Source organism: Polaromonas sp. CG_9.11 (genome assembly GCF_015752225.1).
Lineage (GTDB): Bacteria > Pseudomonadota > Gammaproteobacteria > Burkholderiales > Burkholderiaceae_C > Polaromonas.
Window position 1 is genome coordinate 82,212 of the sequence record NZ_JADOVE010000005.1, and the last position, 24,026, is coordinate 106,237.

21 protein-coding genes are annotated in these 24,026 nt (G+C 63.3%); 13 read left to right on the forward strand and 8 right to left on the reverse strand.

Annotation, left to right across the window (positions count from 1 at the left end; genetic code table 11):
• Positions 1–107 precede the first annotated feature (107 nt).
• The 3 genes from IWX85_RS05950 to IWX85_RS05960 all read left to right on the forward strand — a co-directional run bounded on the left by IWX85_RS05950 (position 108) and on the right by IWX85_RS05960 (position 3,306).
• On the forward strand, positions 108–1,844 hold the full coding sequence (locus IWX85_RS05950; RefSeq protein WP_196869094.1) for a DEAD/DEAH box helicase: 1,737 nt from the start codon (positions 108–110) through the stop codon (positions 1,842–1,844).
• Positions 1,845–2,129: 285 nt separating this feature from the next.
• The gene (locus IWX85_RS05955; protein WP_036810189.1) at positions 2,130–2,642 is read left to right on the forward strand and encodes a hemerythrin domain-containing protein; all 513 of its coding nucleotides are present in this window, start codon (positions 2,130–2,132) and stop codon (positions 2,640–2,642) included.
• A gap of 13 nt (positions 2,643–2,655) precedes the next feature.
• A complete protein-coding gene (locus IWX85_RS05960; protein ID WP_196869095.1) occupies positions 2,656–3,306 on the forward strand; it encodes a YitT family protein in 651 nt (216 codons plus the stop codon).
• A gap of 107 nt (positions 3,307–3,413) precedes the next feature.
• On the opposite strand, the gene IWX85_RS20805 is transcribed toward IWX85_RS05960, so the two are convergent.
• Positions 3,414–4,937: a methyl-accepting chemotaxis protein gene (locus IWX85_RS20805; protein ID WP_196869096.1), complete on the reverse strand. Its 1,524-nt coding sequence runs from the start codon at positions 4,935–4,937 to the stop codon at positions 3,414–3,416.
• A gap of 12 nt (positions 4,938–4,949) precedes the next feature.
• On the opposite strand from IWX85_RS20805, the gene IWX85_RS05970 reads away from it, so the two are divergent.
• Both IWX85_RS05970 and IWX85_RS05975 read left to right on the forward strand, forming a co-directional pair.
• Entirely contained in the window at positions 4,950–5,258 is a 309-nt protein-coding gene (locus tag IWX85_RS05970) for a hypothetical protein (protein WP_196869097.1), read from the forward strand.
• Between the two features lie 144 nt (positions 5,259–5,402).
• Positions 5,403–6,185: an SDR family NAD(P)-dependent oxidoreductase gene (locus tag IWX85_RS05975; RefSeq protein WP_036810182.1), complete on the forward strand. Its 783-nt coding sequence runs from the start codon at positions 5,403–5,405 to the stop codon at positions 6,183–6,185.
• 4 nt (positions 6,186–6,189) lie between these two features.
• Here IWX85_RS05975 and IWX85_RS05980 read toward each other — a convergent pair whose 3' ends face one another.
• The 3 genes from IWX85_RS05980 to IWX85_RS05990 all read right to left on the reverse strand — a co-directional run bounded on the left by IWX85_RS05980 (position 6,190) and on the right by IWX85_RS05990 (position 9,777).
• Complete coding sequence (locus IWX85_RS05980) at positions 6,190–8,157, reverse strand: ATP-binding protein (protein WP_196869098.1); 1,968 nt, start codon at positions 8,155–8,157, stop codon at positions 6,190–6,192.
• Between the two features lie 8 nt (positions 8,158–8,165).
• Positions 8,166–8,699, reverse strand: coding sequence for a methanogen output domain 1-containing protein (locus IWX85_RS05985; RefSeq protein ID WP_036810180.1), 534 nt, complete (start codon positions 8,697–8,699; stop codon positions 8,166–8,168).
• Between the two features lie 358 nt (positions 8,700–9,057).
• The gene (locus IWX85_RS05990) at positions 9,058–9,777 is read right to left on the reverse strand and encodes an HAD family hydrolase (RefSeq protein ID WP_231379570.1); all 720 of its coding nucleotides are present in this window, start codon (positions 9,775–9,777) and stop codon (positions 9,058–9,060) included.
• Positions 9,778–10,186: 409 nt separating this feature from the next.
• Between IWX85_RS05990 and IWX85_RS05995 the strand changes: the two genes are divergently transcribed.
• Entirely contained in the window at positions 10,187–10,795 is a 609-nt protein-coding gene (locus tag IWX85_RS05995) for a hypothetical protein (protein ID WP_051984325.1), read from the forward strand.
• A 46-nt stretch (positions 10,796–10,841) separates the two neighbouring features.
• On the opposite strand, the gene IWX85_RS06000 is transcribed toward IWX85_RS05995, so the two are convergent.
• Together IWX85_RS06000 and IWX85_RS06005 are read right to left on the reverse strand one after the other, a co-directional pair.
• On the reverse strand, positions 10,842–11,084 hold the full coding sequence (locus IWX85_RS06000) for a hypothetical protein (RefSeq protein WP_196869099.1): 243 nt from the start codon (positions 11,082–11,084) through the stop codon (positions 10,842–10,844).
• A 108-nt stretch (positions 11,085–11,192) separates the two neighbouring features.
• Positions 11,193–11,651, reverse strand: a complete 459-nt coding sequence (locus tag IWX85_RS06005; RefSeq protein WP_196869100.1) for a MarR family winged helix-turn-helix transcriptional regulator — start codon at positions 11,649–11,651, stop codon at positions 11,193–11,195.
• A gap of 101 nt (positions 11,652–11,752) precedes the next feature.
• Here IWX85_RS06005 and IWX85_RS06010 point away from each other — a divergent pair, with 101 nt between their 5' ends.
• Positions 11,753–12,304: a PaaI family thioesterase gene (locus tag IWX85_RS06010; protein ID WP_196869101.1), complete on the forward strand. Its 552-nt coding sequence runs from the start codon at positions 11,753–11,755 to the stop codon at positions 12,302–12,304.
• Positions 12,305–12,529: 225 nt separating this feature from the next.
• Here IWX85_RS06010 and IWX85_RS20810 read toward each other — a convergent pair whose 3' ends face one another.
• Together IWX85_RS20810 and IWX85_RS06020 are read right to left on the reverse strand one after the other, a co-directional pair.
• The gene (locus IWX85_RS20810; protein WP_036810176.1) at positions 12,530–13,285 is read right to left on the reverse strand and encodes a general secretion pathway protein GspB; all 756 of its coding nucleotides are present in this window, start codon (positions 13,283–13,285) and stop codon (positions 12,530–12,532) included.
• A 4-nt stretch (positions 13,286–13,289) separates the two neighbouring features.
• Positions 13,290–15,014 carry an AAA family ATPase gene (locus tag IWX85_RS06020; RefSeq protein ID WP_196869102.1) on the reverse strand — a complete coding sequence of 575 codons (1,725 nt, stop codon included), beginning with the start codon at positions 15,012–15,014 and terminating at the stop codon, positions 13,290–13,292.
• A 283-nt stretch (positions 15,015–15,297) separates the two neighbouring features.
• Here IWX85_RS06020 and IWX85_RS06025 point away from each other — a divergent pair, with 283 nt between their 5' ends.
• The 6 genes from IWX85_RS06025 (at position 15,298) to IWX85_RS06050 (ending at position 23,839) form a co-directional block, all read left to right on the forward strand.
• Positions 15,298–16,518 carry a 6-phosphofructokinase gene (locus IWX85_RS06025; RefSeq protein ID WP_196869103.1) on the forward strand — a complete coding sequence of 407 codons (1,221 nt, stop codon included), beginning with the start codon at positions 15,298–15,300 and terminating at the stop codon, positions 16,516–16,518.
• Positions 16,519–16,579: 61 nt separating this feature from the next.
• Positions 16,580–16,990, forward strand: coding sequence for a lactoylglutathione lyase (gene gloA, locus IWX85_RS06030; RefSeq protein ID WP_036810169.1), 411 nt, complete (start codon positions 16,580–16,582; stop codon positions 16,988–16,990).
• A gap of 927 nt (positions 16,991–17,917) precedes the next feature.
• The gene (locus tag IWX85_RS06035; RefSeq protein ID WP_196869104.1) at positions 17,918–20,116 is read left to right on the forward strand and encodes a multicopper oxidase family protein; all 2,199 of its coding nucleotides are present in this window, start codon (positions 17,918–17,920) and stop codon (positions 20,114–20,116) included.
• Between the two features lie 15 nt (positions 20,117–20,131).
• Positions 20,132–20,614, forward strand: a complete 483-nt coding sequence (locus tag IWX85_RS06040) for a hypothetical protein (RefSeq protein ID WP_196869105.1) — start codon at positions 20,132–20,134, stop codon at positions 20,612–20,614.
• Positions 20,615–20,698: 84 nt separating this feature from the next.
• Entirely contained in the window at positions 20,699–21,679 is a 981-nt protein-coding gene (locus IWX85_RS06045; RefSeq protein WP_196869106.1) for an SCO family protein, read from the forward strand.
• 306 nt (positions 21,680–21,985) lie between these two features.
• Entirely contained in the window at positions 21,986–23,839 is a 1,854-nt protein-coding gene (locus IWX85_RS06050) for a hypothetical protein (RefSeq protein WP_196869107.1), read from the forward strand.
• The last annotated feature ends 187 nt before the right edge of the window (positions 23,840–24,026 follow it).

The following is a 24,026-nucleotide window of genomic DNA, read 5'->3' on the forward strand; positions in this document are numbered from 1 at the left end:
TTTTTCAGCCCGGTTCCCTGATCCCATCTGCCTATGACTGGCGGGTTGCCTTCAAACCAAGGCGCCCAACAGGCCGATCAAGAAGCGCCCCAGCGGCGCAAAAATCCATGAAATTTGAAGAATTGAACCTGGCCCCGGCCATTTTGAAGGCCGTGCTTGAGCAGGGCTACGACACGCCTACGCCGATCCAGGCACAGGCCATTCCAGCCGTGCTTGCGGGCAGCGACCTGCTGGGCGGCGCCCAGACCGGCACCGGCAAGACCGCAGCCTTCACCCTGCCACTGCTGCAGCGCCTGTCAAGCGAACCCCGCGTGACCAACCGGCGCGGCGTCAATGCCGTTCGCGCTCTGATCATGACCCCGACGCGCGAACTCGCCGCGCAGGTCGAAGAAAGCGTTCGCACCTATGGCAAATACCTCGACCTCACCTCGATGGTGATGTTCGGCGGTGTCGGCATGGGCGCGCAGATCGAAAAACTGCGCCGTGGCGTTGATATTCTGGTTGCTACCCCGGGCCGCCTGCTGGACCATGCGAGCCAGGGCACACTGGACCTGAGCCAGGTGCAGATCCTGATCCTCGACGAAGCCGACCGCATGCTGGACATGGGCTTCATCCACGATATCAAGAAGGTCCTGGCGCTGGTGCCCAAGCAGAAGCAGACGCTGTTGTTTTCCGCCACCTTCAGCGATGAAATCCGCGAACTGGCCAACGGCCTGCTGCGCAATCCGCTGTCGATCCAGGTCACGCCGCGCAATACCACGGTGCAGCGCATCACGCAGACCATCCACCCGGTCGGCCGCAGCAAGAAGAAAGCCCTGCTGACGCACATCATCAACGAGCACAACTGGAGCCAGGTGCTGGTCTTCACGCGCACCAAGTTCGGCGCCAACAATGTCGCCGAGCACCTGACCAAGGCAGGGATTCCCGCCATGGCGCTGCATGGCAACAAGAGCCAGACCGCCCGCACGCAAGCACTTCAAGGATTCAAGAACGGCGACATCCGCGCGCTGGTAGCGACCGACATTGCCGCACGCGGCATCGACATCGACGAACTGCCGCATGTCGTGAACTATGAAATTCCGAACGTCAGCGAAGACTATGTCCACCGCATCGGCCGCACCGGCCGCGCCGGCAACAGCGGCGAAGCCGTCAGCCTGGTGTGCCTGGACGAAGAAGGCTTCATGCAGGACATCGAGCGCTTCACCAAGCAGAACATCGAGAACGTCATTGTTCCCGGCTTCGAAGCCGAGCCCGGAGAACGCGCCGAGCCGCTGGCCATGGGCCGCCAGACCATCTGGGGCGGCCTGGGCAAGCCGCCAAGCCGCGACGTGATGCAGGCCGCCGCCAAGGCCGCCAGATCTGAAATGATGACCCGCATCCGCGACACCAAGGGCGCCCAGCCTGCGCGTGGCGGCAATGCCGGTCCGGCCGGTCGCGGTCCCCGCGCCCCTGCGGGCAACAGCGCAGGGGCTGGCCGCGGCGGCAATGGCGGCAATGGCGGCGGTTTCGGCGGCAACGGTGGCGGCAATGCCGACCGCCGTGGACCGGCCCAGCCACGCCAGAACGCCGGCTATCCGCAAGGCGGCCAGCCGGCGTTCAGCCAGCCCAGAAGCGCGCATGCCCCGGCACCGCGCCAGCGTGACCATGAGCCGCGCAACGACTTTGACAGCCAGCAACCGGCCAGCCATGCCTCTTCGGGCTTTCCGTCGTCGGGCCAGCCCAGCGGCAACCGTAACAACTTCCGTGGCGGTCCGCGCACCGGCGGCGGCGGTGCGGGTGGCGCAGGCGGCCGCAGCAACGGACCTCGCCGCTCAGGCGGTCCCGGTTCGTTCACCGGCCGCTAGGCAGGCTTTGGCGGCGGGCTGATTCAGGGCGTCAAGCGCCGTCCGGCATGCATCGCCCGGCAACCCTTTGTGGTTGCCGGGCGATTTTCGTTTTCAGGACGAAATTTATAAGAAATATGCTTTCTGCGCAATTTCAGCAAGCATCAACAGCTATCAAAACAATAGCATTTCGAGTATCCTTGCCGGCGCGGGGCTGGCGACATGGCCGCTTCATGACCTGGATCAGCCCCTGTCGGCGCGCAATTCATTAATCTGGCGGTTTTCAAAAACAGGAGCTTTCCTTTCATGCCATCACTCCAATGGTCCGATGCGCTGGTGCTTGACCTGCCTGCCATGGACGACACGCACCGCGAATTTGTCGATCTGCTGGCGCTGGTAGAAACCGCTGGCGACGAAACGCTGCAGCCGCACTGGCGCACGCTGGTGGACCATACCGACGAGCACTTTGGCCGCGAAGACCAGTGGATGCAGGCCACCCGCTTTGCATCCACCAGCTGCCACAGCGTGCAGCACCAGGTGGTGTTGCAGGTGATGCGTGAAGGCATTGCCCTGGCCGAGGCGGGCGACCTGGATGCCATCCGCCAGATGGCCCGCGAACTCGCCCTCTGGTTCCTGCAGCATGCCCAGTCCATGGATGCGGCGCTGGCCCTGCACCTGCGCAGCGTCGGCTTTGACCCGCTGACCGGCACGGTCGCCATGCCGCAGGTCCTGCCCGCCAGGCTCCTCCACGGCTGTGGCGGCGCCAGCTGCCCGGACAGCGAAACTGCAGAACCCGTGGTGCAGGCGGCATGTCCATGACCCGGCCAATCGCATGAACGCAGCCGCTGAGACGGTGGCGGACAAGGACAAGGGCAAGGACACGCTGCCCGTCACACGCCACCGCTGGTACGAAGACATCCAGGCGCTGGTTATTGGCACGCTGTTCGTGGCACTGGGCGTGGTGATGTTCGGCGCCGCCGGGCTGCTGACGGGCGGCACGGCGGGGATAGCCTTTTTGATTCACTATGCCGGCGGCATGAGCTTTAGCCTGGCGTTTTTCGTCATCAACCTGCCTTTTTATGTGTTTGCCTGGAAACGCATGGGCAAGGCCTTCACCGCCAAGACCTTCGCAGCCGTCGGGCTGTTGTCGCTGTTCGTCCATTTCCTGCCGCAGGGCGTGCATTTTGACGTGTTGTCGCCACCCTTGGCGGCGGTACTCGGCGGGTTGCTGTGCGGCACCGGCATGCTGATGCTGTTTCGCCACCGCGCCAGTTTGGGCGGACTCAATGTGCTGGTGCTTTACCTGCAGGAGCGTCTGGGCTGGCGCGCCGGCAAAGTGCAGATGGCCATGGACGCGCTGATCGTGCTGGGCGCGTTGATGGTGGCAGACGGCGAACGGGTTGCGTTGTCGGTGCTGGGGGCGGTGGTCCTGAACATGACACTCGCCATCAACCACCGGCCCGGCCGCTACATGGCGATCTGATGCCCGGCAGCGTTCTGATGAGCGCTCTTGAAACTCGTCTCAATCACCCGCGCCTGTGAGTGAAGCCGTTGCAAAGCGCCGGGCGGACAAGCTCGCACTGCTCGGTTTTAGGCTGGCGCTGACACGGCCATACCCGGCCTAGCCAGCGGCGCCTGCCTCGGGATCGATGCCTTGGTGGCGCTGGCGGTTCGTCCGGCCGGGCGGAACTGCTGTGCCGGTTCCAGCCGGAACACGCTGATCACCTGGCTCAGGCCGTCAGCCTGTTCCCGAAGCGACGCCGCAGCCGCAGCCGCTTCCTCGACCAGCACGGCGTTTTGCTGCGTCACCTGGTCCATCTGCGTGATCGCCTGGTTGACCTGGCCGATGCCGCTGTTCTGCTCCTGGCTGGCGGCCGTGATCTCGGCCATGATGTCCGTCACGCGCCGCACGCTGTCGACGATCTCGTGCATGGTCTTGCCTGCCTCGGCCACCTGCCGGCTGCCCTCCCCGACCTTGTCGACCGAATCGTCAATCAGCGTCTTGATCTCCTTGGCCGCTGTCGCACTTCGCTGCGCCAGGTTCCTGACTTCGGCCGCCACGACGGCAAAGCCCCGGCCCTGCTCACCGGCCCTAGCGGCTTCGACTGCCGCATTGAGCGCCAGGATGTTGGTCTGAAAGGCGATGCCGTCGATCACGCCGATGATCTCCACGATCTTGCGCGACGAGGTATTGATCGCGCCCATCGTGCCGACCACCTGCGCGACCACGTTTCCTCCCTTGACGGCCACGCCCGAGGCGGTCACGGCCAGTTCATTGGCCAGGCGGGCGTTGTCGGCGTTTTGCCTGACGGTCGAGGTCAGCTCTTCCATCGAGGCAGCGGTTTCCCCCAGCGAACTCGCCTGCTCCTCGGTGCGGCTGGACAGGTCCTGATTGCCGGCGGCAATCTGGGTGGAGGCCGTGGCGATGGCCTGCGCCCCCTGGCTGATGTCGGCCATGGCCTTGCGCAGCGCGTTCAGGACGCGTTCCAGGTCCCTGCCGCTCTGGCTATGCGGCGCCATGGTGGCCGACAGATCAATGGTTCCCGCCTCATCAGCGCAAAGTGACATCACGCGCACGTCCAGTTCGGCAGATTGCAGCAGTTCGCGCTGCATCAAAATGGCCAGATAGGCCAGCACGCCCGCCTCGACCACCACATAGGCCGCATGGCCCACGACGATGCCAAGCCCTGGCGTGGTAAAGCAGATCACGCCATACCCCAGTTCCTGCAGGTAGTTGAAGCTCAGGTGATGCACGGCGATGACGGCAGCCGCAACCCAGATGACGCGCCAGTCCCGGTAGACCAGCAAAAAGGCGAGCAGCACAAAAATGCCGAAGTGAAGCTCGGTCATTCCCGCAGCCTGGTGCACATGCAGTCCGGCAAACACCATGCATGCGGCGGCGATGGATGACCGCGTCATCAGCGAACCGGGCGAACCAAAAACCAGGGCGGTGGGAACGATGGCCGCAGGCAAGCCAACCAGCAGCGCCCACCGAAGGGTGTCGTGCCAGGCAGACAATCCCAGGGCGATGACGAACAGCACCCACAACACAGGCAGCATGATCCGGTCTGCCCTTCGGTAATGGGTATTGAGGTAGTTTTCAGTTTCGTTCATGTCGGTTTTTCGGTGGAAATTGGGATCACGCTGGCTGCACAGCAATTGGCTTCAATGTCAGCCAAGGTCTGGTTTGCTTTTGGCTACTGGACGATCGAGAAAATTTCATGCAGTGCTGTCAAGGCCAGGACTGAAAAAATCGGTGTCGATAATTTGTTGGTGATTTCCGGGTTTAAAAAAAAATTGCATCCCTTGTTCACAGGGTTTTTTGTTTTTCGACTTTCAGGCCGCAGCACATTCAATACAGTCCAGCGTTTGAAGTGGTCACAGCCCAAAGGCCTGTCCAATCGTGCTATCGGCCAACCAGGCAGAAAACTTTAAAAAAATATCAGGAACACACTGCACGCAAGCGACCGGATCGTGCTGAAAAGACTGCAATGACGGCTGGCGGCGCTTCCAAGCGTCTGCAACGCGTGCGCAGTATGCTGCAAATTCGATAGCACAAAGCTCATATACCATAAGCGCATGGACACTCAATCATCAAAAATTAACTTTGGCCTGGCAGGCCGCGTCTGCATCGTCACCGGTGGCGCGCAGGGCATCGGCGAAGCCTGCATCCGCCGCTTTGCCCGCGAAGGCGCGCAGCTTGTCATTGCCGACATCGACGACGCCCGGGGCACCGCGCTGGCGGCCGAACTTGGCGGCGCGTATGTGCATTGCGATGTGGGCGACAAGGCCCAGGTCGATGCACTGGTGGCCCAGGCCATGGCCGCGCATGGCCGCATCGACGTGCTGGTCAACAACGCCGGGATTTTCAGGGCAGCTGATTTCCTGGAGGTGACCGAGGCCGATTTCGATGCCGTGCTGCGCGTCAACCTCAAGGGCGCTTTCCTGGTGGGCCAGGCGGTGGCCCGCGAGATGGCCAAGGCCGGCCGGGGCAGCATTGTCAACATGAGCTCGGTCAACGGCGTGCTGGCCATCCCGACGATTGCCAGCTACAACGTCAGCAAGGGCGGCATCAACCAGCTGACGCGGGTGATGGCGCTGTCGCTGGCCGACAAGGGAATTCGCGTGAATGCCGTGGCGCCGGGCACCATTGCCACCGAACTGGCCGCCAAAGCCGTGCTGACCAGCGAAGAGGCCAAGGCCCGCATCATGAGCCGCACGCCCATGCGGCGCCTGGGCGTGCCCTCGGAGATTGCCGACACAGTGGCCTACCTGGCCAGCGACGCCGCCAGCTACATCACCGGCGAGATCGTGGTGGCCGATGGCGGGCGCATGACGCTGAACTACACGGTGGAGGTCTAGGCGCCTAGGCGTCCATCGACTCGACAAGTTCCATGATCTGGTTGACATCGGCCGGCTTGACCAGGTGGTGGTCAAACCCGGCTTCCCGGGTTCTTGCCCGGTCTTCGGACTGGCCATAGCCGGTCAGGGCGATCAGGACGGTCGCCGCGCCGATGTCCGGCCGGGCGCGCAACTGCCTTGCCACCGCATAGCCATCCAGGTCCGGCAGGCCGATGTCCAGGAAAATGATGTCCGGCTCAAAGCTGGCCGCCAGCGCAATCGCGTCCAGGCCGCTGAAAGTAACCGCCACTTCATGGCCCAGCAAACGCAGCAGCTCCCCCAGCATCGAGGCGGCATCGTGGTTGTCGTCCACCACCAGAATTTTTCGCATGCCCCCTTGCAACGGCGGCGCAGGCCCGGCCTCAAGCCGGCCCGTTTCGGGCGCGGCAGCCTTGGGCAGCAGGATGCGCAATTCGGTGCCCTTGTCCAGACCGTCACTGAACGCCGCCACGCTCCCGCCATGCTGCTCAACCAGCCGGTGCACCAGCGACAGGCCGATGCCCAGGCCACCCTCGGAACGGGCAACCGATCTTTCGGACTGGGTGAACACCTTGAAGATGTGCGGCAACACGGCCGGCTCGATGCCCATGCCGTTGTCTGTGACCCGGAGTTCGACCTGCGTTGGATGCGCCAGGACGCTCAGGTCTATCAGCCCGCCGCGCGGGGTGTACTTCGCGGCGTTGTTGAGCAGGTTGCTGATGACCTGGGTCAGGCGCTGCATGTCGCCATTCACATGCACCGGCTCGGCTGCAAGCTCGATGCGCAAGCGATGCTCTTTTTCCCGCATCAGCGGCTCGCTCATCTCGGCCGCGCGGCCAATGACGCTGGCCACGTCCAGCAACTCATTTTTCAGTGCAATCTTGCCGGTCGAAATTCTTGCCACGTCCAGCAGTTCGTCCACCAGGCGGGTCAGATGCGCCACTTGCCGCGCCATGATGTCGAGGGCTTGCTTGCGGGTTTCCGGGCTGCTGTGCGGCATGGCCTGCAGTTCAAGCGCCGAACGGATCGGCGCCAGCGGGTTTCTCAGTTCATGGCCCAGCATCGCCAGGAACTCGTCCTTGCGCCGGTGTTCGCCTTCGAGCTCAAGGTTGCGCGCCGCCACATGCTGCTCGAGCCGCCGTCGCTCGCTGATGTCGTGAAATACCAGCACGGCCCCCATGATGCTGCCATTGGCATGGTGAATCGGCGCGCCCGAATCATCGATCGGCACTTCGGTGCCGTCCTTGCGGATCAGCACCGTGTGGTTGGCGAGAGCGACGATTTTCCCTTCGCGGATGACCTTGTCCACCGGGCTTTCTATGGGCAACCGGTTGGTTTCATCGACCAGGCGACACACCTCGGCCAGCGGCCTTCCTACCGCTTCTTCCCGGGACCACCCCGTCAGGCTTTGCGCCACTGGATTGAGAAAGGTGACGATCGACCGGGTATCGGTGGCAATCACCGCATCACCGATACCCGCCAGGGTCACCTCAAGCTGCTCGCGCTGCCCGATGAGTTCAAGTTCAGCCCGCTGCCGGCGCTGTACTTCCTGCGACAGTTTGTCGATTTGCTGATTCAAGGCAATGAATTGCGCTGCCGCGTTCTGCCTGGGCGTCAGCCGCAGCAGCAACCGGGAGGGCAGGAGTCCTTTTCTGGGGGCATAGAGCGCGCCTTCAACACGGAACCCGACATCCGCGCCGCCGGGCACCATGAATGTCAGCGTACCTGGCAAAAAATTCCGGGTTCGGCCGCAGGCGCGCAGGTAGCCATCGAGTTGCGCCCGGGGTTCGGCACAGATGTCGGCCAGAGCGGTCTGCCCGTTGCAAACCGCGTGCGTTCCCAGTTGATTCCGGGCAGACTGGTTGGCGAACAGGAAGATGCCTTGGGCATCGACCAGGACAAGCGCCTCGGGAAACAGGTCGAGCGTTGAACAGTCGGTGTCGGTTTCGCGCATGGACGAGACTAGCTGGCGAAGTATTCCCGACCTTCTTGCGCCTCGACTTGTCCCACCGCAGGCTCCAGGTGCACGACGACCCGGCACTGCGCCGCACCTTGCGCAATGGTTTGCTGCAGTTCCACCCGTGCGTAGCCTGTGTTTTCCGCCGAGATCACCCCGAACACGTTGGAGGTCATCATGCACATCGAAGGGCGGCCCAGCACCTTTTCGCCAAACGGACAGGCCCGGTTGCCCAGAACGATTTTTTCCCTGGTTTGCTCGACGACAAAGAAATCACCCTGAATGCGCCGTTTGAGGTCCACCAGCACCTCGGCGACCTGGTTTGCGTCCAGGGTTTCAACCCCCAGGGCATTCCGATACTCCTGATTGATCTGGTCACCAATCCGCTGCCCCACCACGCTGATGAAGCCCGATGCTTGCTCCAGACCGACCACATCTTCCAGCGTGCCGGACAGTTCGCGTATCAGGGTTCTGAGAAACACGTCGCGCTCAAGACGGATGGGAAGGTTTTGAAGGGGAGCAGCCACTGGAGAATTCATGAAAAAACGCCCTAGGTGGATGTCCGGACAACTTGTGCGGACGCGTTGGACTAATTCAAGAAAAATTCTAGCTGAAGGCAACTAGAACGCTTGTCAGCAAAAATCCCTGAAAAGAAATGCGTCAACCTCGACGGCGAAAAACAAAGCATGCGTTCATCAGGAAATTGGCCCTGAAGGACAAGTCGACATGCCGACATGCCGACAGTGGCCAGCGTGGGCGCCACGGACCCTGCGTGAACCGGCTGCCGGGTGACGCCGGCATCGATGCACAAGCCGACCCGTGCGAAAGGACCAAAGCTGGCCGCCAACCCGAGGCCAGCAAGTCACCCGAAGGCCTGCCGGGTCGGCCCAGCCGTGTTCAGGGCGGTCCTGCGGATGCGCGGGATGGCGCACGGTGCAGCATGGGCTGGAACACCGGGTCATCGTAGGCGCGAAAGGTTTCGAATGCCGGGTGCGGCTTGCTGGCCCGGATCAAGGCGCGCATGTCAGCCCGGCTGGCGGCAGCGGCATCGCGGTCGAACCGGTCGCCGATCATCAGCGCGCGCCGCGCCTGCACCCCCGTCTGGCGAAGGATGGACAGCAGGCCGGCCGGGTCGGGCTTGAGCCGGGCCACTTCTGCGTCGGTGGCGCAGACCACCGGCGCGGCCTGCAGGCCAAGGGCCGCCAGCTTGTCAAGGGCCGGATAGTCGGAAAACACGGCAACCAGCTTGCCTGCACTGCGCAGGCCGGCAAACAGCATGTCCAGGTGCGGGTAGCGGCAGGCGGCCAGCAAGGGCAGCGGCTGGCGCTCCATCCATTCCATCGTCAAGGCGCGCACCTCGTCCTCGGTCTTGTGGTGCTGCGCGGCTGTCCGGGCATATTGCAGGCGCATGAAGTCTGGTTCCGGCCGGTCGCCCAGTGCTTCACGCACCTGGCGAAACGTGCGCAGGGTCCGGAGCGTGTCCAGACTGCGGGCCTGCCAGGTGGCCGCCAGCAGACGGCGCAGCATGGCAAGGCGCAGGCGACGCGGGTCGTACAGCGTTCCATCCACGTCGAACACGACCAGGTCGATATCTTTCCAGTTCAGCAGTGGTTTCAAGAGGATTTTCTCCAGGGCGATGTTCAACGGCTCACCGGGGGTCACAGCGGTTCGGCGGTCAGGGCGCCCGCCGGGGATGCTGATTGTGCACAGGATTCGCGGTCACATTTCAGAGTCCCGGGACAGCGGATGGAAACGGACCGTCCATGGTTTCAGGCCACCCTGGGAATCCATGCGGTGCAAACCAGTGCGACAGACGCCGGCCGCCTTCTGGCGGCAAACCATCAGGGCGCACACGCAAGGGCTGGGCAGGCTGCCCCAGTGCTGCACGACCAGGACCTTGCGGCGGAACCGATCCCTTGTCCCTCCGGCTGATTTCAGGATGGCGCCTTATCTTGTCGTTCGGCCGGGGCCTACAGTCACTCGGGCAGGGCTGCGGCACAGTAGGCGTTTTACAAGGAGACTGACGGTGAAAAAATGGAAACTGGTCCTCAGCCAGGGCCTGCTTGCAGGCAGTCTTGCCAGCCTGATTTCCACAGCGGTGCTGGCACTTGCCGGCCGCCGCGAGTCAGGCAGCGCAGCAGCGCCCCTGAATGCCGTCAGCCACTGGTACTGGGGTGACGAAGCGCTGCGCCAGCAGCAAGCCGACCTGGCCCACACGGCGGCAGGCTACCTGACGCACCATGTCGCGGCCACGTTCTGGGCGACGCTGTATGCGGCGCTTGCCAGCAACCGGCCGGCCTTGCGCACCACGCCCGGCGTCGTCCTGGGTGCGGCAGCCACCAGCGCCACCGCCTGTCTGGTCGATTTCAATTTCACCCCGCAGCGCTTCACGCCCGGCTACGAGCATCGCCTGTCAACGGGCGCGCTGCTGGCGGTCCATGCCGCGCTTGCCATCGGCCTGGCCGCCGGCGCCCTGGCCCTGCGTGACCAGTACCATGACGACGAGCGGCGGAAAACCCGGGAGCCCGAGGCGGACGAAGCTTGCGCGCCGCGCATTGTTCGCCATGTCAGAGCCGGCCGTGCCCGGTATGTCGAAGCCGACGAACGAAGCAGGTACCTGAAAAACCTCCCTTGAAACCTTGCGACGCCAGCACTGCGGCGCCAGCGCATGCATTGCTTAGCTATGCTTTAAATAGCATACTTTGCTTTACCGCATTGCGCAAACGGTCGCCAGCCTGCAGGTCATCCAAGTAGCGCACCGGTGCGGCAATGGCTTCGGAGATCGCGGGGTTCATGGTGAGGTACTTTCGGTTGATGGGATTCCAACCCGGTTTGGGTGTCCTGAGCTGCTCCAGGCGGCGCAGCAGTAAACGGCCAACCGGCGCCATCAGCAGCAGGCCGCTGCGCGGGTCAACAGCAGTCATCGAAGGCTGAGGCTGCCCATGGTCAGCGCAAAGCCATCGCCGGCCGACAGCAGCACCGGCCAGACGGCGATGCGCCTGGGGGCAGGCGGTGCGCCAGGATCAGTGGATTCATTCATCGTCGGCGCCGGTGACGGTGCCGGCAGCCGCCAGCAGTTCGAGGGATTCATTGATCAGGCCGTGCAGCGCCAGCACGCGGCCGGCGCCCAGACGCTGGTTCAGGCTTTCCTGGGCGACCTTCCAGTGACCCAGCGCCTCTTCGCGCTTGGCGCGGCCGGACGGCGTGATGGTCACGGTCCGGCTGCGCGCATCGCTGCCGGCGGCCAGTTCGAGCCAGCCGGCATCAACCAGCGGCTTGAGGTTGCGCGTCAGGGTGGACGCGCTCATCTTCATGCGCTTTGCCAGTTCGCCCGGCCGCAGCGGGCCGAGCTTGAGCACATGGCTGAGCAGCGAATACTGCGTGGTCTTGAGTCCGGCGCCCGCCATTTCCACATCGTAATGCTGGGCCACCCGGCGCATCAGCTGGCGCAGCTTGAAATGGGTGCAGCCCAGGGTTTTTAATAAAGCCATGAGATCGGCCTCAGGCAGGTCTTGAACAGAGTCTGGCTTACCGTGCATAATTCAATTGTAGCTGCAACTGTTGCATATGCAAACTAAATTAGAGGAACAATATGACTCGCCAGCAGGACACATTAACCGAGTGGAGGGAAGAAAGCGCGGCGGTGCGCGTCAAGCTGCTGGCCGGCGGCGGCAAGCCCGGCCTGGCCAGCCGTGAAGGGGTGGCCGGCAAGACCGGCATGCAGATCATGCAAGCCATGCTGGCCGGCGAACTGCCCTACCCGCACATCGCCGAAACGCTGGACTTCGCGCTGATTGCGGTCGAGCCCGGCAAGGCGACATTCCAGGGTACGCCGCAACTCAAGCACTACAACCCTCTGGGCACGGTGCATGGCGGCTGGTATGCCACGCTGCTCGATTCGGCGGTCGGCTGCGCGGTGCACACCCTGATGCCGGCGGGCCGGGGCTACACCACGGCCGAACTGAGCATCAACATCGTTCGGGCGGCCTCGCACGAAACCGGGCCGCTGCGAGCCATCGGCACGGTGATCCACTGCGGCAAGCAGCTGGCCACGGCCGATGGCCGCATCGTCGGGCCGGACGGCAAGCTGTATGCCCATGCCACGACCACCTGTCTGGTGTTTGAATTGCCGACCCGGCAGTGAAGCGGTCAGGCAAAAGCACCCTGCCCCCGCTTCACGGCGTTCAGGGCGTTCAGGGCGTTCAGGGCATTTGGCTGATTTCTGCTACTTTATTCATAGCTTCTTGTGCATGCCAGTCGGGCGCAACACCCCGGTTTTGTTAATAAATGGCATGGCTGGTGAAACGCATGCGTGCCAAGCCATGCCAGGCGGCCAGGCAGCGGCCGTTCAGGCAAGCGGGCAAAAAAATCAATGCACCACGCGAAACCGTGTGCCCCGAAAACTGAAGACCGAACTTTTGACCTGGATTTCCACCAGCGTTACCTCGGGGGCGGCCAGGCTGCCCTGCGGGAGCACCTGGTTGTTGACCAGCAGCAGTCGCTGCCCCGGGTTTTTGGAATAAACCGATCCGGTGATGGCCAGCGCGGGAATCTGGCGGCGAATGTCTTCGGACAGTGCACTGAGCAGTGGGATGGCGACCGGGGCGTCCTGGGGGCCCGGTACCTTGGCGACCGCAGGTGCGGGTGCGGGTGCGGGACTGGGCCGGGGCGGCGTCTGCGTTGAAACGGCAGGCGCTGGCGGCGCTGGTTTGGACACGGGCCTGGGCGCGGCTGCGACCACGGCGGGCGGCGCTGTGGCTGCTGCCCGAGGCGCCGCCCCTGCAGGCGGGCGTGCAGAAGGTGGTGCGGGCCTGGGGGAAACAGGTGCTGGCGCTGGCGTCGGGACTGGCTGCGCCGGCGCTGCGGGCACCGTGGGCATGGCCACGGGGGGTTCGACCGCAGCCAGTCGCACGCCGCCGGCAGGCGTTTGCCAGACCCATGCGCCTGCAGCGATGCCACCCAGGGCCAGCACTGCGGCGGCGGCCAGGCCGAGGCGATGCCGCGCGCCGAGGCCGGCCGGGATGGAGGGGGTCGCCACATGGCGCGACTGCAGGCTGGGCACGGCACCGCGTTCACGTTCACGTTCGCGTTCGGCCCGTTTGAGGGCATCGAGGATGTAGGACATGGGCTTATCGGGCAGATGGCAGGTTGGTGAGCAGGCGCGGCGTATCCGCATTCGTGGCATTGTCGATCTGCATGAAAGTCAGGGGGCCGGGTTCTCCGTCGGCATCGAGGCCCTCTGCACGCTGAAAGGCCCGAATGCGCGCCCTGAGGGCCGCGTCCAGAACGGGCGAGGCAGTGGAAGCGGTCAGCGCGGGCGCGCCTTCGAGCTCGGCCAGTTGACTCGAAAGCTGGCGGACGACCGGGGCGGCGCTGTTGCCTTGCAGGCCGATGGTGTAGCCCGGCGGCGGGCGCCAGTAGGTGGCGAACTCGCCGCGCCACAGCCGGCCCAGCGACACCCGCCTGACCGTGTGCAGGCCGGCGGCTCCCTGCAATGTCGCGGTCTGGGCGTCCAGCCCCACAAGGACAGCATGCACCGGCGGGCCATTGCCTGTGCGCAGCGTCAGGATGCCGGGGCGGCCGAGCTGGCGCAGCAGCGGCAGGCTGAGGCTGTCGGTGCGGTAACACTGCAACTGCTGGGCGCTGGCGGCCTGACAGGGGTCGCCGTCGGCCGGGGCCAGTTTCCAGGCGAGCGCCAGCGTGCGCCAGGCCACGTTGATGTCGCTCGGCAGTTGCGGCAGCAAATCCTCGATCTCCTGGACGGGCCTCACGGCCGGTGGCGCCAGGCGCAGCGCCGACGATGCACCCGCCTGGGGCGCTGGCGAGGCTGGCGAGGATGCGGCCAGCGTGGCTGGCAAGGCAGAGACCTTGGCGGGGGCCGACGGCGCAGGCTTTTGTGCGGGCTTCAAGACCATGAAACCCGCCAGCGCTGCCCCGGCCAGCAAGGCCAGCCCACCCAGCGCGTAGGCGCTTGGCCGCCTGCCGGCGCCCGGCGCATGCCCGCCTTCCAGCCCGAACACCTCGGCCGCCGCCTTGTCGATCACCTGTCGGTTCACGCGAAACAGGCCATTGGCCCAGGCCCCGAGCAGGGCGCGCCCGCACAGCAGGTTGATGCGGCGCGGCACGCCACGCGCCAGGCGGTGGATGCGCTGGAGCGCGCGGCGGTCAAACGGCAGCGGGCCGGCGAACCCGGCCACCGCCAGGCGGTGCTCGACGTACTGCGCGCTCTCCGCTTCGGTCAGCGCGTCAAGGTGAAAGCGGGCAATCACGCGCTGCGCCAGTTGCTCCATCTCGGGGCGGGCCAGCAGGGTGCGCAGTTCGGGCTGGCCGATCAGCACGATCTGCAGCAGCTTGCGTTCGCTGGTTTCCAGGTTGGTCAGCAGGCGCAGTTGCTCCAGCACATCGGCGCTGAGGTTCTGCGCCTCGTCAATGATCAGCACGCTGCTTTGCCCGCTGGCGTGCGCCTGCAGCAAAAAGACATTCAGCGCGTCGATGTAGTCCTTGGCCGTGGGCGGGCCTGAAGCCTGCGCTGCCGCCGCCGTGATGTGAAACTCCTCGCAGACCGACTGCAGCAGCTCGGTCACGGTGAGCTTGGGGTTGAAGATGTAGGCGACATGGCAGCCGGCGGGAATCTGCTCCATGAAGCAGCGGCAAATCGTGGTCTTGCCGGTGCCAATGTCGCCCGTGAGCAGCACAAAGCCGCCCCCCGTGCCGCTGGCGGCGCCTTGTGGCCCGGCCACGCCATAGAGCAGATGCGCCAGCGCTTCGCGGTGGCGCTCGCTCATGAACAGGTAACGCGGGTCGGGTGCGATGGAAAACGGGTCTTGGCTCAAGCCGAAATGGTGCGCATACATAAGTTGCAAGCATAGCGGGCACCGGCCGGTGCGTTAACCCCACCGTGGGCATGATGGTTGCAGGGCGTCTGTGGCCGCCGGATCGCCAACGGCTTTCGACTGAATTTGATATCAAACAAGGCGTTTGCGCAGGTTGGCGTTGCGCGGACAGCTATGTTTTTAATAGCACAATCGTTTTGCGTCGTCTCCGATCCGCCGCGATGTGTACGATCAACCTTCGACACGCAACTGGCCAGCCTCCGGTACATGATGGCTCGGGACGGCCATTCAAAAGGAAAAACCCATGGCATCCGGAAAAATTCTCGTCGCCCAGGGCGGCGGCCCGACGGCGGTGATCAACCAGTCGCTGGTCGGCGTGGCGCTGGAGGCGCGGCGTTTTGGCGAGGTGCAGCGCATCTACGGCGCGCGACACGGGGTGCGCGGCATCGTCAATGAAGATTTCGTCGACCTGACGCAGGAAACCAGCCACAACCTCGAACTGGTCGCCAACACGCCGTCGTCGGCGCTGGGCTCGACGCGCGACAAGCCCGACATGCGCTACTGCCAGGAAATCTTCAAGGTGCTGCAAGCGCACCAGATCGAGCACTTCTTCTACATCGGCGGCAACGACTCGTCGGACACTGTGCGCATTGTCAGCCTGGAGGCGCAAAAGGCCGGCTACCCGCTGCGCAGCATTCACATCCCCAAGACCATCGACAACGACCTGGTGGGCAACGACCACACGCCGGGCTTTCCATCGGCTGCGCGCTTCGTGGCACAGGCCTTTGCCGGCGCCAACCTGGACAATGCCGCCCTGCCCGGCGTGTACGTGGGTGTGGTAATGGGTCGGCACGCCGGATTCCTGACCGCTGCATCGGCACTGGGCAAGAAGTTTCCCGACGACGGCCCGCACTTGATCTACCTGCCCGAGCGCACCTTTGTGCTGGAGAATTTCCTGGCCGACGTGAAGGCGACGTATGCACGCTTCAAGCGTTGCGTGGTCGCCGTGTCCGAAGGCATCCACGATGCCTCGGGCGCGCCGATTGCCAGCCTGCTGGCCCAAGACCTGGAGATTGATGCCCACGGCAATGTGCAGCTGTCGGGCAATGGCGCACTGGCCGACCTGCTGTGCGCGGAGATCAAGTCCAGGCTCGGCATCAAGCGGGTGCGCGGCGACACCTTTGGTTATTTGCAGCGCTCGTTCATCGGCTGCGTGTCCGACGTGGACCAGCGCGAAGCCCGCGAGGTCGGCGAAAAGGCTGTGCAGTTCGCCATGTGGGGCACGCAGGACGGCTCGGTCGCCATCAAGCGCACCGGCTTTTATTCGGTCGATTACGAACTGCTGCCTCTTGAAGCCGTGGCCGGCAAGACGCGGGTGATGGAGGATGAATTCATCAGCGCCAGCGGCACCGACGTGACCGACGCCTTCAGGATGTATTTGCGCCCGCTGCTCGGCTCCGGCATGCCCGACGCGTTCAGGCTGCGCCACCATCCGGTGGCCAAGGTGCTGAACCCCGGCCGCTGAAGCGTCGTGCCGTGCGGCAGCGCAGCCTGCAAGCTTCTCCCGCCCATTCCATAATCCGCTGATGCGACTACTCCACACCATGCTCCGCGTTGGCAACCTTCAGCGCTCGATTGATTTTTACACCCAGGTCCTGGGCATGCAGCTGCTGCGCCAGTCTGAAAACCCGGACTACAAATACAGCCTGGCCTTTGTCGGTTACGAAGGCAATCCGGCGCAGGCCGAGATCGAGCTGACCTACAACTGGGGCACCGAGGCCTACGAGATGGGCACGGCTTACGGCCACATCGCACTGGGCGTTCCCGACGCCCATGGCGCCTGCGAAAAGATCAAGGCGGCCGGCGGCAACGTCACGCGTGAAGCCGGCCCGGTCAAGGGCGGCAGCACGGTGATTGCGTTCGTGACCGACCCGGACGGCTACAAGATCGAGCTGATCCAGCGCGCCGAAGCGGCCGGTGGCGCGGGCCTGCGCTAGCCAGGCACTGACGCACTGACTGCTATATTTTTAATAGCGGCTCACACCTATCCCGCCTGCGCCAAAGGCCAATCCGGCTTATAAAGCCCTGACTTTGGGTAAATGGGTCCGCTTGCATTGCGAAGCCCTCCTTGGCCATGCTTCGCGGCCAGATGCCGGCCGGTCTTTCCCAACCCACGCACTGTGCGCGTCACCTGGGGCCACCCCGGTACGCGCCACAGCGTCAGCCTTGTGATGCGCCGTTCACGGCCTTGCGCCTCTCGCTTGGCAGTTCGTCATGCCAGGCCATTCTTTTGATCAAACCCGACGAAATCCACATGGATCAGTTGGCAAATGGCGGATGTCACTTTTCATGCGTGGCACGCACGGGCCAAAATCACCACAGCCCCCTACCAATCCAAAGTAGAAACCAAATGTTTTTCAGCATTTAAAAATGTAAAACAATTTTTTTCAAAAAAAATACACTACTTTACGCAAGCGACATGAAAGCGTGATGTCAAAGCCATTGCCCGGTTGCTGCCATGCATGGCAATCGAGATGGCACCACGCTTGATTTCTCTCTGAAACAGAGCGTTCCTGCTAATTTTTAGCTCGCGCGATCGGGCATGGAATTCCATTCGCGCTTCACGCCACCAGGCCTTGCACCTGCAATTCCGGAACTGTTGTTTTCGTGCTTAAACGCCTTTCCCGGGGTTACCCGGTAAGGGTTTTTTGCAAATCGTAAGAAACGTACCTTTCGTTTAGCAATCGCCCAAAGGTTTTTTTCAAACCTAGACTTCCTCCAGTCCTACAGCTTTTGCAAAAAAAACCTGACATCACTGAATTCCTCGAATTTCCCGAATTCTTTGATGGATCTCGGCCTTGACGCACCAGTGAGTGAACAACTTCAGCGAATGTTTTTTCATCCATTCCAGAAAAGGGCGCGAAATGTACTTACCAACCAACGCTTCAGCGCAACAGTTGCGGCAAGCACAGCAGGCGCAGCGCAATCGACAGGACATCATCAAGGCCTTGTCCCACGGCCAAGTGTCAAGGCGTGATTTGTTCAAATGGGGCTTGTTCACGGCCGGCGGTGGCCTGGCGCTGAAAAACGGGCTGAACCCGTTCATCGGCAATGCCTACGGCGAGATCCCCACCGGCGTGCCGCGCAGTCCGGGGTTTGGTGCCGCCGCCTTCGAATGGGCAATGCCACGCTGCGACCTGATGGAGCGAAAGGACATCAGCGCACTCAGCCCGGCACCGCAAAGGGCGGCAAACACCGCACCGACCAAGGTGGCCGGACCCGATGGAATCCTGGTGGACGGACCGATGGAAGGCCGCCCCCCCGGCCCGATCTGGGCGCACCAGGGATGGGATCTGTTTGCGCCCCGGGTGGCGGTGGAGCAATGGCAAAAAGGCGCAGAGACCTGCTATGACTACAACCCCGGCGTGTCGTCCCGCCACAACTGCGATATCGACAATAACCTTCCCTTCAAGCCTTGCTTTCATGGCCGGATGCCGTCGCAGAGCTTGCAATCCCTGTGGACCTTTGGCGGCACGGTGCCGCCCAAGCTGCTACAGGGCCGTTATGGCGAGCCCATCTTGTTCCGGCACCACAACGCCTTGCCGACAAAGGTCACGGCCAACAACGGATTCGGGCGCAACACCATGACCACCCACGAGCACAACGGCCACCACGGCGCCGAGAGCGACGGGTTTACCGGTGCCTTCTTTTTCCCCGGCCAGTACTACGACTACCACTGGCCCATCGTCCACGCCGGCTTTCGCACCATCAATGTCAACGCCACCGACCCGAAGTGCGGCGCGCCAAACGGCAGTGGCGGCATCACCAGGCTGCCGGGTGACTGGCGAGAAACCATGAGCACGCACTGGTTTCATGACCACATGTTCAGCTTCACCTCACAGAATGTCTACAAGGGCATCGCGGCGATGTTCAACCTGTACAGCTCGCTGGACCGCGGCAACGAAGCCATCAATGACGGGGTCAACCTGCGGCTGCCCAGCGGCACGGCGAAGGACTGGGGCAACCTCGAGTACGACGTCAACATCATGCTGTGCGACAAGGCCTTTGGCGGGGACGGCCAGCTGGCGTTTGACATCTTCAACTTCGACGGCTTCCTGGGCGACATGATGACGGTCAACCTCGCCTACAAGCCGCATTTCTATGTAGAGCGGCGCAAATACCGGTTCCGCTTTTTGAATGGCTCGGTGGCACGGTTCTTCAAGCTCGCCCTGAGCAATGGCGCGCCGATGATCCAGATCGGAAATGATGGCAATCTGCTGCCCAGGGCCGTGCAGCTGAGCGAACTGGACGAGATGGGAATTGCGGAACGCTTCGACATCGTCATCGACTTTTCCAACTACAGCGACGGCACCAAGCTGCACCTGGTGAACCTGGCGGAGCACCAGGACGGCAGACGCGTTTCCAAGAACTTGTCACTCAGTGAAGCCCTGTCCGGGAGGTCTGATGATCCTTGTGTCGGCAAATTCCTTGAATTCCGGGTGCGCGGCACGACCCGCGCCGTTGACAAAAGCCGGGACTTCAGCGCCCCCGGCGGCATGAACCTCATCCCCAATCCGGACCTGAGCAAGATACCGGTCGCCCGCCAGCGCACGTTTGAATTCGGCCGCGGCGCTTCGCGGACCACGAATGACCCGGTGTCATCGGCGCTTGGCCCCTGGGGCGTGAAAACCGATGGCGGCGCCATGCTGGCGGCGGACTTCGGCCGCGTTTCCGCCGCGCCCAAGGCCGGCACCCGTGAAATCTGGACGCTGGTCAACGGCGGCGGGGGCTGGGACCATCCCATCCACATCCACTTCGAGGAAGGGCAGGTGCTGGCACGCGATGGGAAGGCCAGCAACGTTCCCCTCTGGGAGCGAGGCCGCAAGGACGTTTACCGCCTGCGGCCCGGGGGCAGCATCACGATCACGATGCAGTTCCGGGACTGGGGCGGCATGTTCATGGAGCATTGCCACAACACGGTGCATGAAGACAACGCCATGCTGCTGCGCTGGGAAATCGACGCCAGCGGGTCTTCCGTACTGAACCCGCTGCCGACGCCCATCCCCAAGCCGACAGGCGTGGAGTTCCTGCCGCCGACCGAAACCCTGCGGACCGCCCGCTGATTAAGGAGACCGATCATGCGTAACGCTCAGTCATTGAAGAGATTCGCGCGTCCCATCCTGGTGGCCGCGATGGCGCTCCCGCTCATGGTTTCCCCGCTTTTCGTGCACGCCGCGGTGCAGGGCCCCACGGTGCCGGTCAACGTTGACGGAAGCATCAGCACCGATACCGAGACCATCGGCTTTGCAGGGCAGATGACGATTTCCACCCGCATCATCGAAGACCCGGTGTTCAGCGGCCCCACCTTGCTTGAGCTGAACATCGATTTCAGCAACGTCAAGGGGGCGGGCAAGGCCAGCGGCAAGAAATTCGCAACCGAGGCGCAGGTGATCGTGCACCGGCCCCTGCTGGCTTTTGATGAGATCGAGGTCATCTTTCCCTACACCGCTGGAAACGAGGTGCATGCGGCGCGCATGGCAAAGGCCATCATCAGCGTGAACTACAACGCCAGATCCGGCTTTGCATTGACCTCGAAGATCAAACGGGTGCCAGCGGATTGACCCGGCCACAACAGCCCTGACAACCCCAGCCTGCGCGCCACCGGACCGGCCTGCCCATCCCCGAGGAACCTCAAGGAACCCACCATGCACATCCTCCTACCATGCTGGAAGGACAGGGCAAAGGCATTGCTGGCCGTGGCAGCCATGGCCCTTTCCTTTCATGGCGCGCTGGCAGCCACGAAGTGGGGGTCGGACTATTTTCCCGACATCGTGCTGACCACCCAGGACGGCGCAAAAGTCCACTTCTACGACGACCTGGTCAAGGGGAAGTTCGTCGCTGTGAATGTGATCTATACCAGTTGCCAGGACGAATGCCCGCTGGAGACGGCACGCATGGCAGAAGTGCAGCGCCTGCTGGGCGACCGGATGGGCAGGGACATCTTTTTTCTCTCGATCAGCATCGACCCGGAAAAAGACACGCCGAAAGTGCTCAAGGCCTATTCCGAAAAGTTTGGCGTCGGTCCGGGCTGGCTGTTCCTGACCGGCAAAAAGGAAGACATCAAGGTGCTGACGCGCAAGTTGGGCCTGTCCCGCAGCAGCGACGCCGTCAGCAAGGATGGCCATGCCAGCAGCCTGATGCTGGGCAATGACCCGAACGGCCAGTGGATGCGCAACTCGGCGGTTGACAACCCGCGCTTCCTGGTCTCGACCATGGCCGGGTTCTTTGGCTGGAAGGACACGCTGCCCACGGCCAGCTATGCCCAGGCGCGCCCGATCGACATTGGCCGGGCCCAGTTCACGTTCGAAAGCCGCTGCGCCTCGTGCCACACCATAGGCGAAGGCGACCGCATCGGGCCGGACCTGGGCCAGGTCACGGCCCGCCGCAGCCCGGCCTGGCTGGCCCGCTACCTGAAGGAGCCGGAAAAGGTGCTGGCCGAGGGGGACCCGACCGCCGTCATCCTTTCCAGGCGCTACCAGCAGGTCCGCATGCCGAACCTGCGCCTGGGCGACGAGGATGTGACGGCCCTGCTCCGCTACCTGGACGAGCAAGGCAAGGCCAAAGCCACGGCACAGCAGACAACCCTGCCTCAACACAACCTGACGCACAAGCCAGCCGGCCGCTGAAAACCAACGTTCAAAAGCCTGAAATTTGCTTTGCCCATCGAGTGAGAGAGGAGAAATAGACAAAAAATGTCACTTACTGCACCACCTCCTCCCGGCAAGACAGGCTGGCACGCCGTCCGGCAATGTCACTCACCCACCGCTGAACCGATATCGGTTCATTTTGAGTCACCACCACCGCGCCCTCCGACCCTGGTGGGTCGCGCTGGCAAGCCAGCCTGTGCCAATGACGAACCGCAAGGGCGCTCCTTGCCCACCCCAGCCAGGCGCGAATCCAGCGATAGCTTTTTTCACCATGGGACAAATATCATGAAAGCCTTCAACCTGAAAATTATCGTTTTTTCAATTGCTGCTGCGCTTGCGGGCCAGGCAGCGCATGCCGTCCTGGAAAGAACCGGTCCGATCGACGCGGCCAACGGCTTTCCGCGCTGGTACATGGACACCACTGGTTTGAATTTTGAGCTGTGCCTCCCATTGACGCCCGCCGAACTGTCGGGCGGCCATTGCCTGTTGCTTCCCGGCGACGCCCCGGCCACGCCCGAGGTGTTCCCGGGACAGTTCTTCGATGAGCACTTCTGGTGGCAAGCCGGAGCCGCATTGACGCCGGCCACTGGCGGCAAGGCGCTGCTGGTGCTTGGACTGGAGGCAGCCTTTTCGGCAGATGTCGCGCCCGGCAACCAGATCGCTTTTTCCCGCATACGGGTCCGCCTGGCGCCGGTGCCGGTGACGGGCACTTACCGCTTCATTCACCCCTACGGCGAGGAATCGGTTGTCGGCACGCGGGGCGAACGGATCTTTTTTACCGACGATGTGGGCATCGGCGCACCCGGCGATTTCACCGGCGCCACCAAGGGACGCCTCGGTCCGTTCTTGCTTCCATCGCAATCCGCTGGCGCTGCCGAGATTGCGCCGGTAGCCGGTCCGGTGCCCGGCAAACTCTATATCGCCGATCCTGCACGCATCGGCCCGGTCACTGGCAGCCCGTTGCCTGACTTCCTGGGCAGCGACGGGATCATGCACAACCACAACATCTTTCGCATCGAGGGCCCCAGGGGATCAAACCTTGGGGGCATCGGCGTGGATTTCATAGAAACGACAGGCTTTAGCCTGATGGGCCGAATTTATACCGGCCAGGTTCCCAGCCTGGTGGCCCCCGACCGTGCCACGTACACGCGCAGCGGGGGCGATCAGAAAGTCGATGTCTTTGCGACGGCCTACCGCTCCGCGGCAAGTCGCCTGCCGGGCAGTGTCCGGCCTGCCGGCGTTGCGCCCGTGACCTCGTTCTTCAACGCGCCTTGCGGCACCACCCTGGACGCCGCCGGCAACCTCATCGCCTACACCCCGCCTGCTTCGAACGCGCTTGAGACGCAGATGGTGGCCCAGAAAAATTCCCGTTGGGGACAGTCGCGTATTGCTTCGGGGCTTGCGATTCCCGATTCCGTGTGCCTGAAGGACAACTCGGGGGTGAACATCAACGGCCAGTCCACGCCCGCCTACCATCCGCTGCCGCTCAATGACACCGTCAAGGTGACCGATGTGTTGTTCGACCCCGTGAACGCGACACTGACCGTCAAGGCGATGTCAAGCGACCAGGTGGCCCCGCCGACCCTGACGGTGGCCGATTACAACATTCCGCTGAGTTTTGGCGTGGCCAATATCTCGGGCGTCACATCGCCGCCAGCAAAAATCCGGGTGCTTTCATCAATAGGCGGAATGGGTGAGTCGAATGATGTGGCCACCGGCAACGCCGGCACCCCCTTGATCTCGCAGGCCCCTGTGTCCACGGCGCCTCCTGCGCCCGTTGTCACGCCGCCGCCACCCCCGCCGCCGCCCCCGGTGGTCGTCATTCCGAATCCGTCCGAGACTGTCACCGTCACGGGGGCCGATTACGTGGTCAGCAAGAATCGCTGGAAAGTGGTCGGCACCACCAGCGTTGCCACTGCCCACAATTTCACGCTCAAGCTGGCGGGCGTGGTGGGCGGGGCGCCGTGCAATGCCAGCGGCCGGGTGATCGGGACCACCACTTCGGTCGGCAATGCCTATTCATTCGACTTCCTGAACGCCACCGGCCCACAGGATCCACGAACCACCAACTGCACGGCGGTCAAGGTCGAGTCGGCGCTCGGCAATGTGACGCCGAACACAACATTCCGGCTTAAATAACCAAGGGGCTTTGCCGGCGTTCAGCAAAGCCATGCTGAACGCCGGCGAACAAATGGTGCTCCCTGTCCGTGCAAGACCTCGATCTGACCGGCGCTGTGCCAGTGGACTGCTTGGCGCAGTTGAGCACCCTGCACAGCCGACGGTCCAAACAGCCAAAAAAACATCAACCCACCAGCAATCGGCCTGA

Excerpts from the sequence above, each read along its gene's own strand:
- IWX85_RS05950 (WP_196869094.1), top strand. The coding sequence starts at position 108 with ATGAAATTTGAAGAATTGAACCTGGCCCCGGCCATTTTGAAGGCCGTG.
- IWX85_RS05955 (WP_036810189.1), top strand. The coding sequence starts at position 2,130 with ATGCCATCACTCCAATGGTCCGATGCGCTGGTGCTTGACCTGCCTGCC.
- IWX85_RS05960 (WP_196869095.1), top strand. The coding sequence starts at position 2,656 with ATGAACGCAGCCGCTGAGACGGTGGCGGACAAGGACAAGGGCAAGGAC.
- IWX85_RS20805 (WP_196869096.1), bottom strand. The coding sequence starts at position 4,937 with ATGAACGAAACTGAAAACTACCTCAATACCCATTACCGAAGGGCAGAC.
- IWX85_RS05975 (WP_036810182.1), top strand. The coding sequence starts at position 5,403 with ATGGACACTCAATCATCAAAAATTAACTTTGGCCTGGCAGGCCGCGTC.
- IWX85_RS05980 (WP_196869098.1), bottom strand. The coding sequence starts at position 8,157 with ATGCGCGAAACCGACACCGACTGTTCAACGCTCGACCTGTTTCCCGAG.
- IWX85_RS05985 (WP_036810180.1), bottom strand. The coding sequence starts at position 8,699 with ATGAATTCTCCAGTGGCTGCTCCCCTTCAAAACCTTCCCATCCGTCTT.
- IWX85_RS06000 (WP_196869099.1), bottom strand. The coding sequence starts at position 11,084 with ATGACTGCTGTTGACCCGCGCAGCGGCCTGCTGCTGATGGCGCCGGTT.
- IWX85_RS06005 (WP_196869100.1), bottom strand. The coding sequence starts at position 11,651 with ATGGCTTTATTAAAAACCCTGGGCTGCACCCATTTCAAGCTGCGCCAG.
- IWX85_RS06010 (WP_196869101.1), top strand. The coding sequence starts at position 11,753 with ATGACTCGCCAGCAGGACACATTAACCGAGTGGAGGGAAGAAAGCGCG.
- IWX85_RS20810 (WP_036810176.1), bottom strand. The coding sequence starts at position 13,285 with ATGTCCTACATCCTCGATGCCCTCAAACGGGCCGAACGCGAACGTGAA.
- IWX85_RS06020 (WP_196869102.1), bottom strand. The coding sequence starts at position 15,014 with ATGTATGCGCACCATTTCGGCTTGAGCCAAGACCCGTTTTCCATCGCA.
- IWX85_RS06025 (WP_196869103.1), top strand. The coding sequence starts at position 15,298 with ATGGCATCCGGAAAAATTCTCGTCGCCCAGGGCGGCGGCCCGACGGCG.
- gloA (WP_036810169.1), top strand. The coding sequence starts at position 16,580 with ATGCGACTACTCCACACCATGCTCCGCGTTGGCAACCTTCAGCGCTCG.
- IWX85_RS06035 (WP_196869104.1), top strand. The coding sequence starts at position 17,918 with ATGTACTTACCAACCAACGCTTCAGCGCAACAGTTGCGGCAAGCACAG.
- IWX85_RS06040 (WP_196869105.1), top strand. The coding sequence starts at position 20,132 with ATGCGTAACGCTCAGTCATTGAAGAGATTCGCGCGTCCCATCCTGGTG.
- IWX85_RS06045 (WP_196869106.1), top strand. The coding sequence starts at position 20,699 with ATGCACATCCTCCTACCATGCTGGAAGGACAGGGCAAAGGCATTGCTG.
- IWX85_RS06050 (WP_196869107.1), top strand. The coding sequence starts at position 21,986 with ATGAAAGCCTTCAACCTGAAAATTATCGTTTTTTCAATTGCTGCTGCG.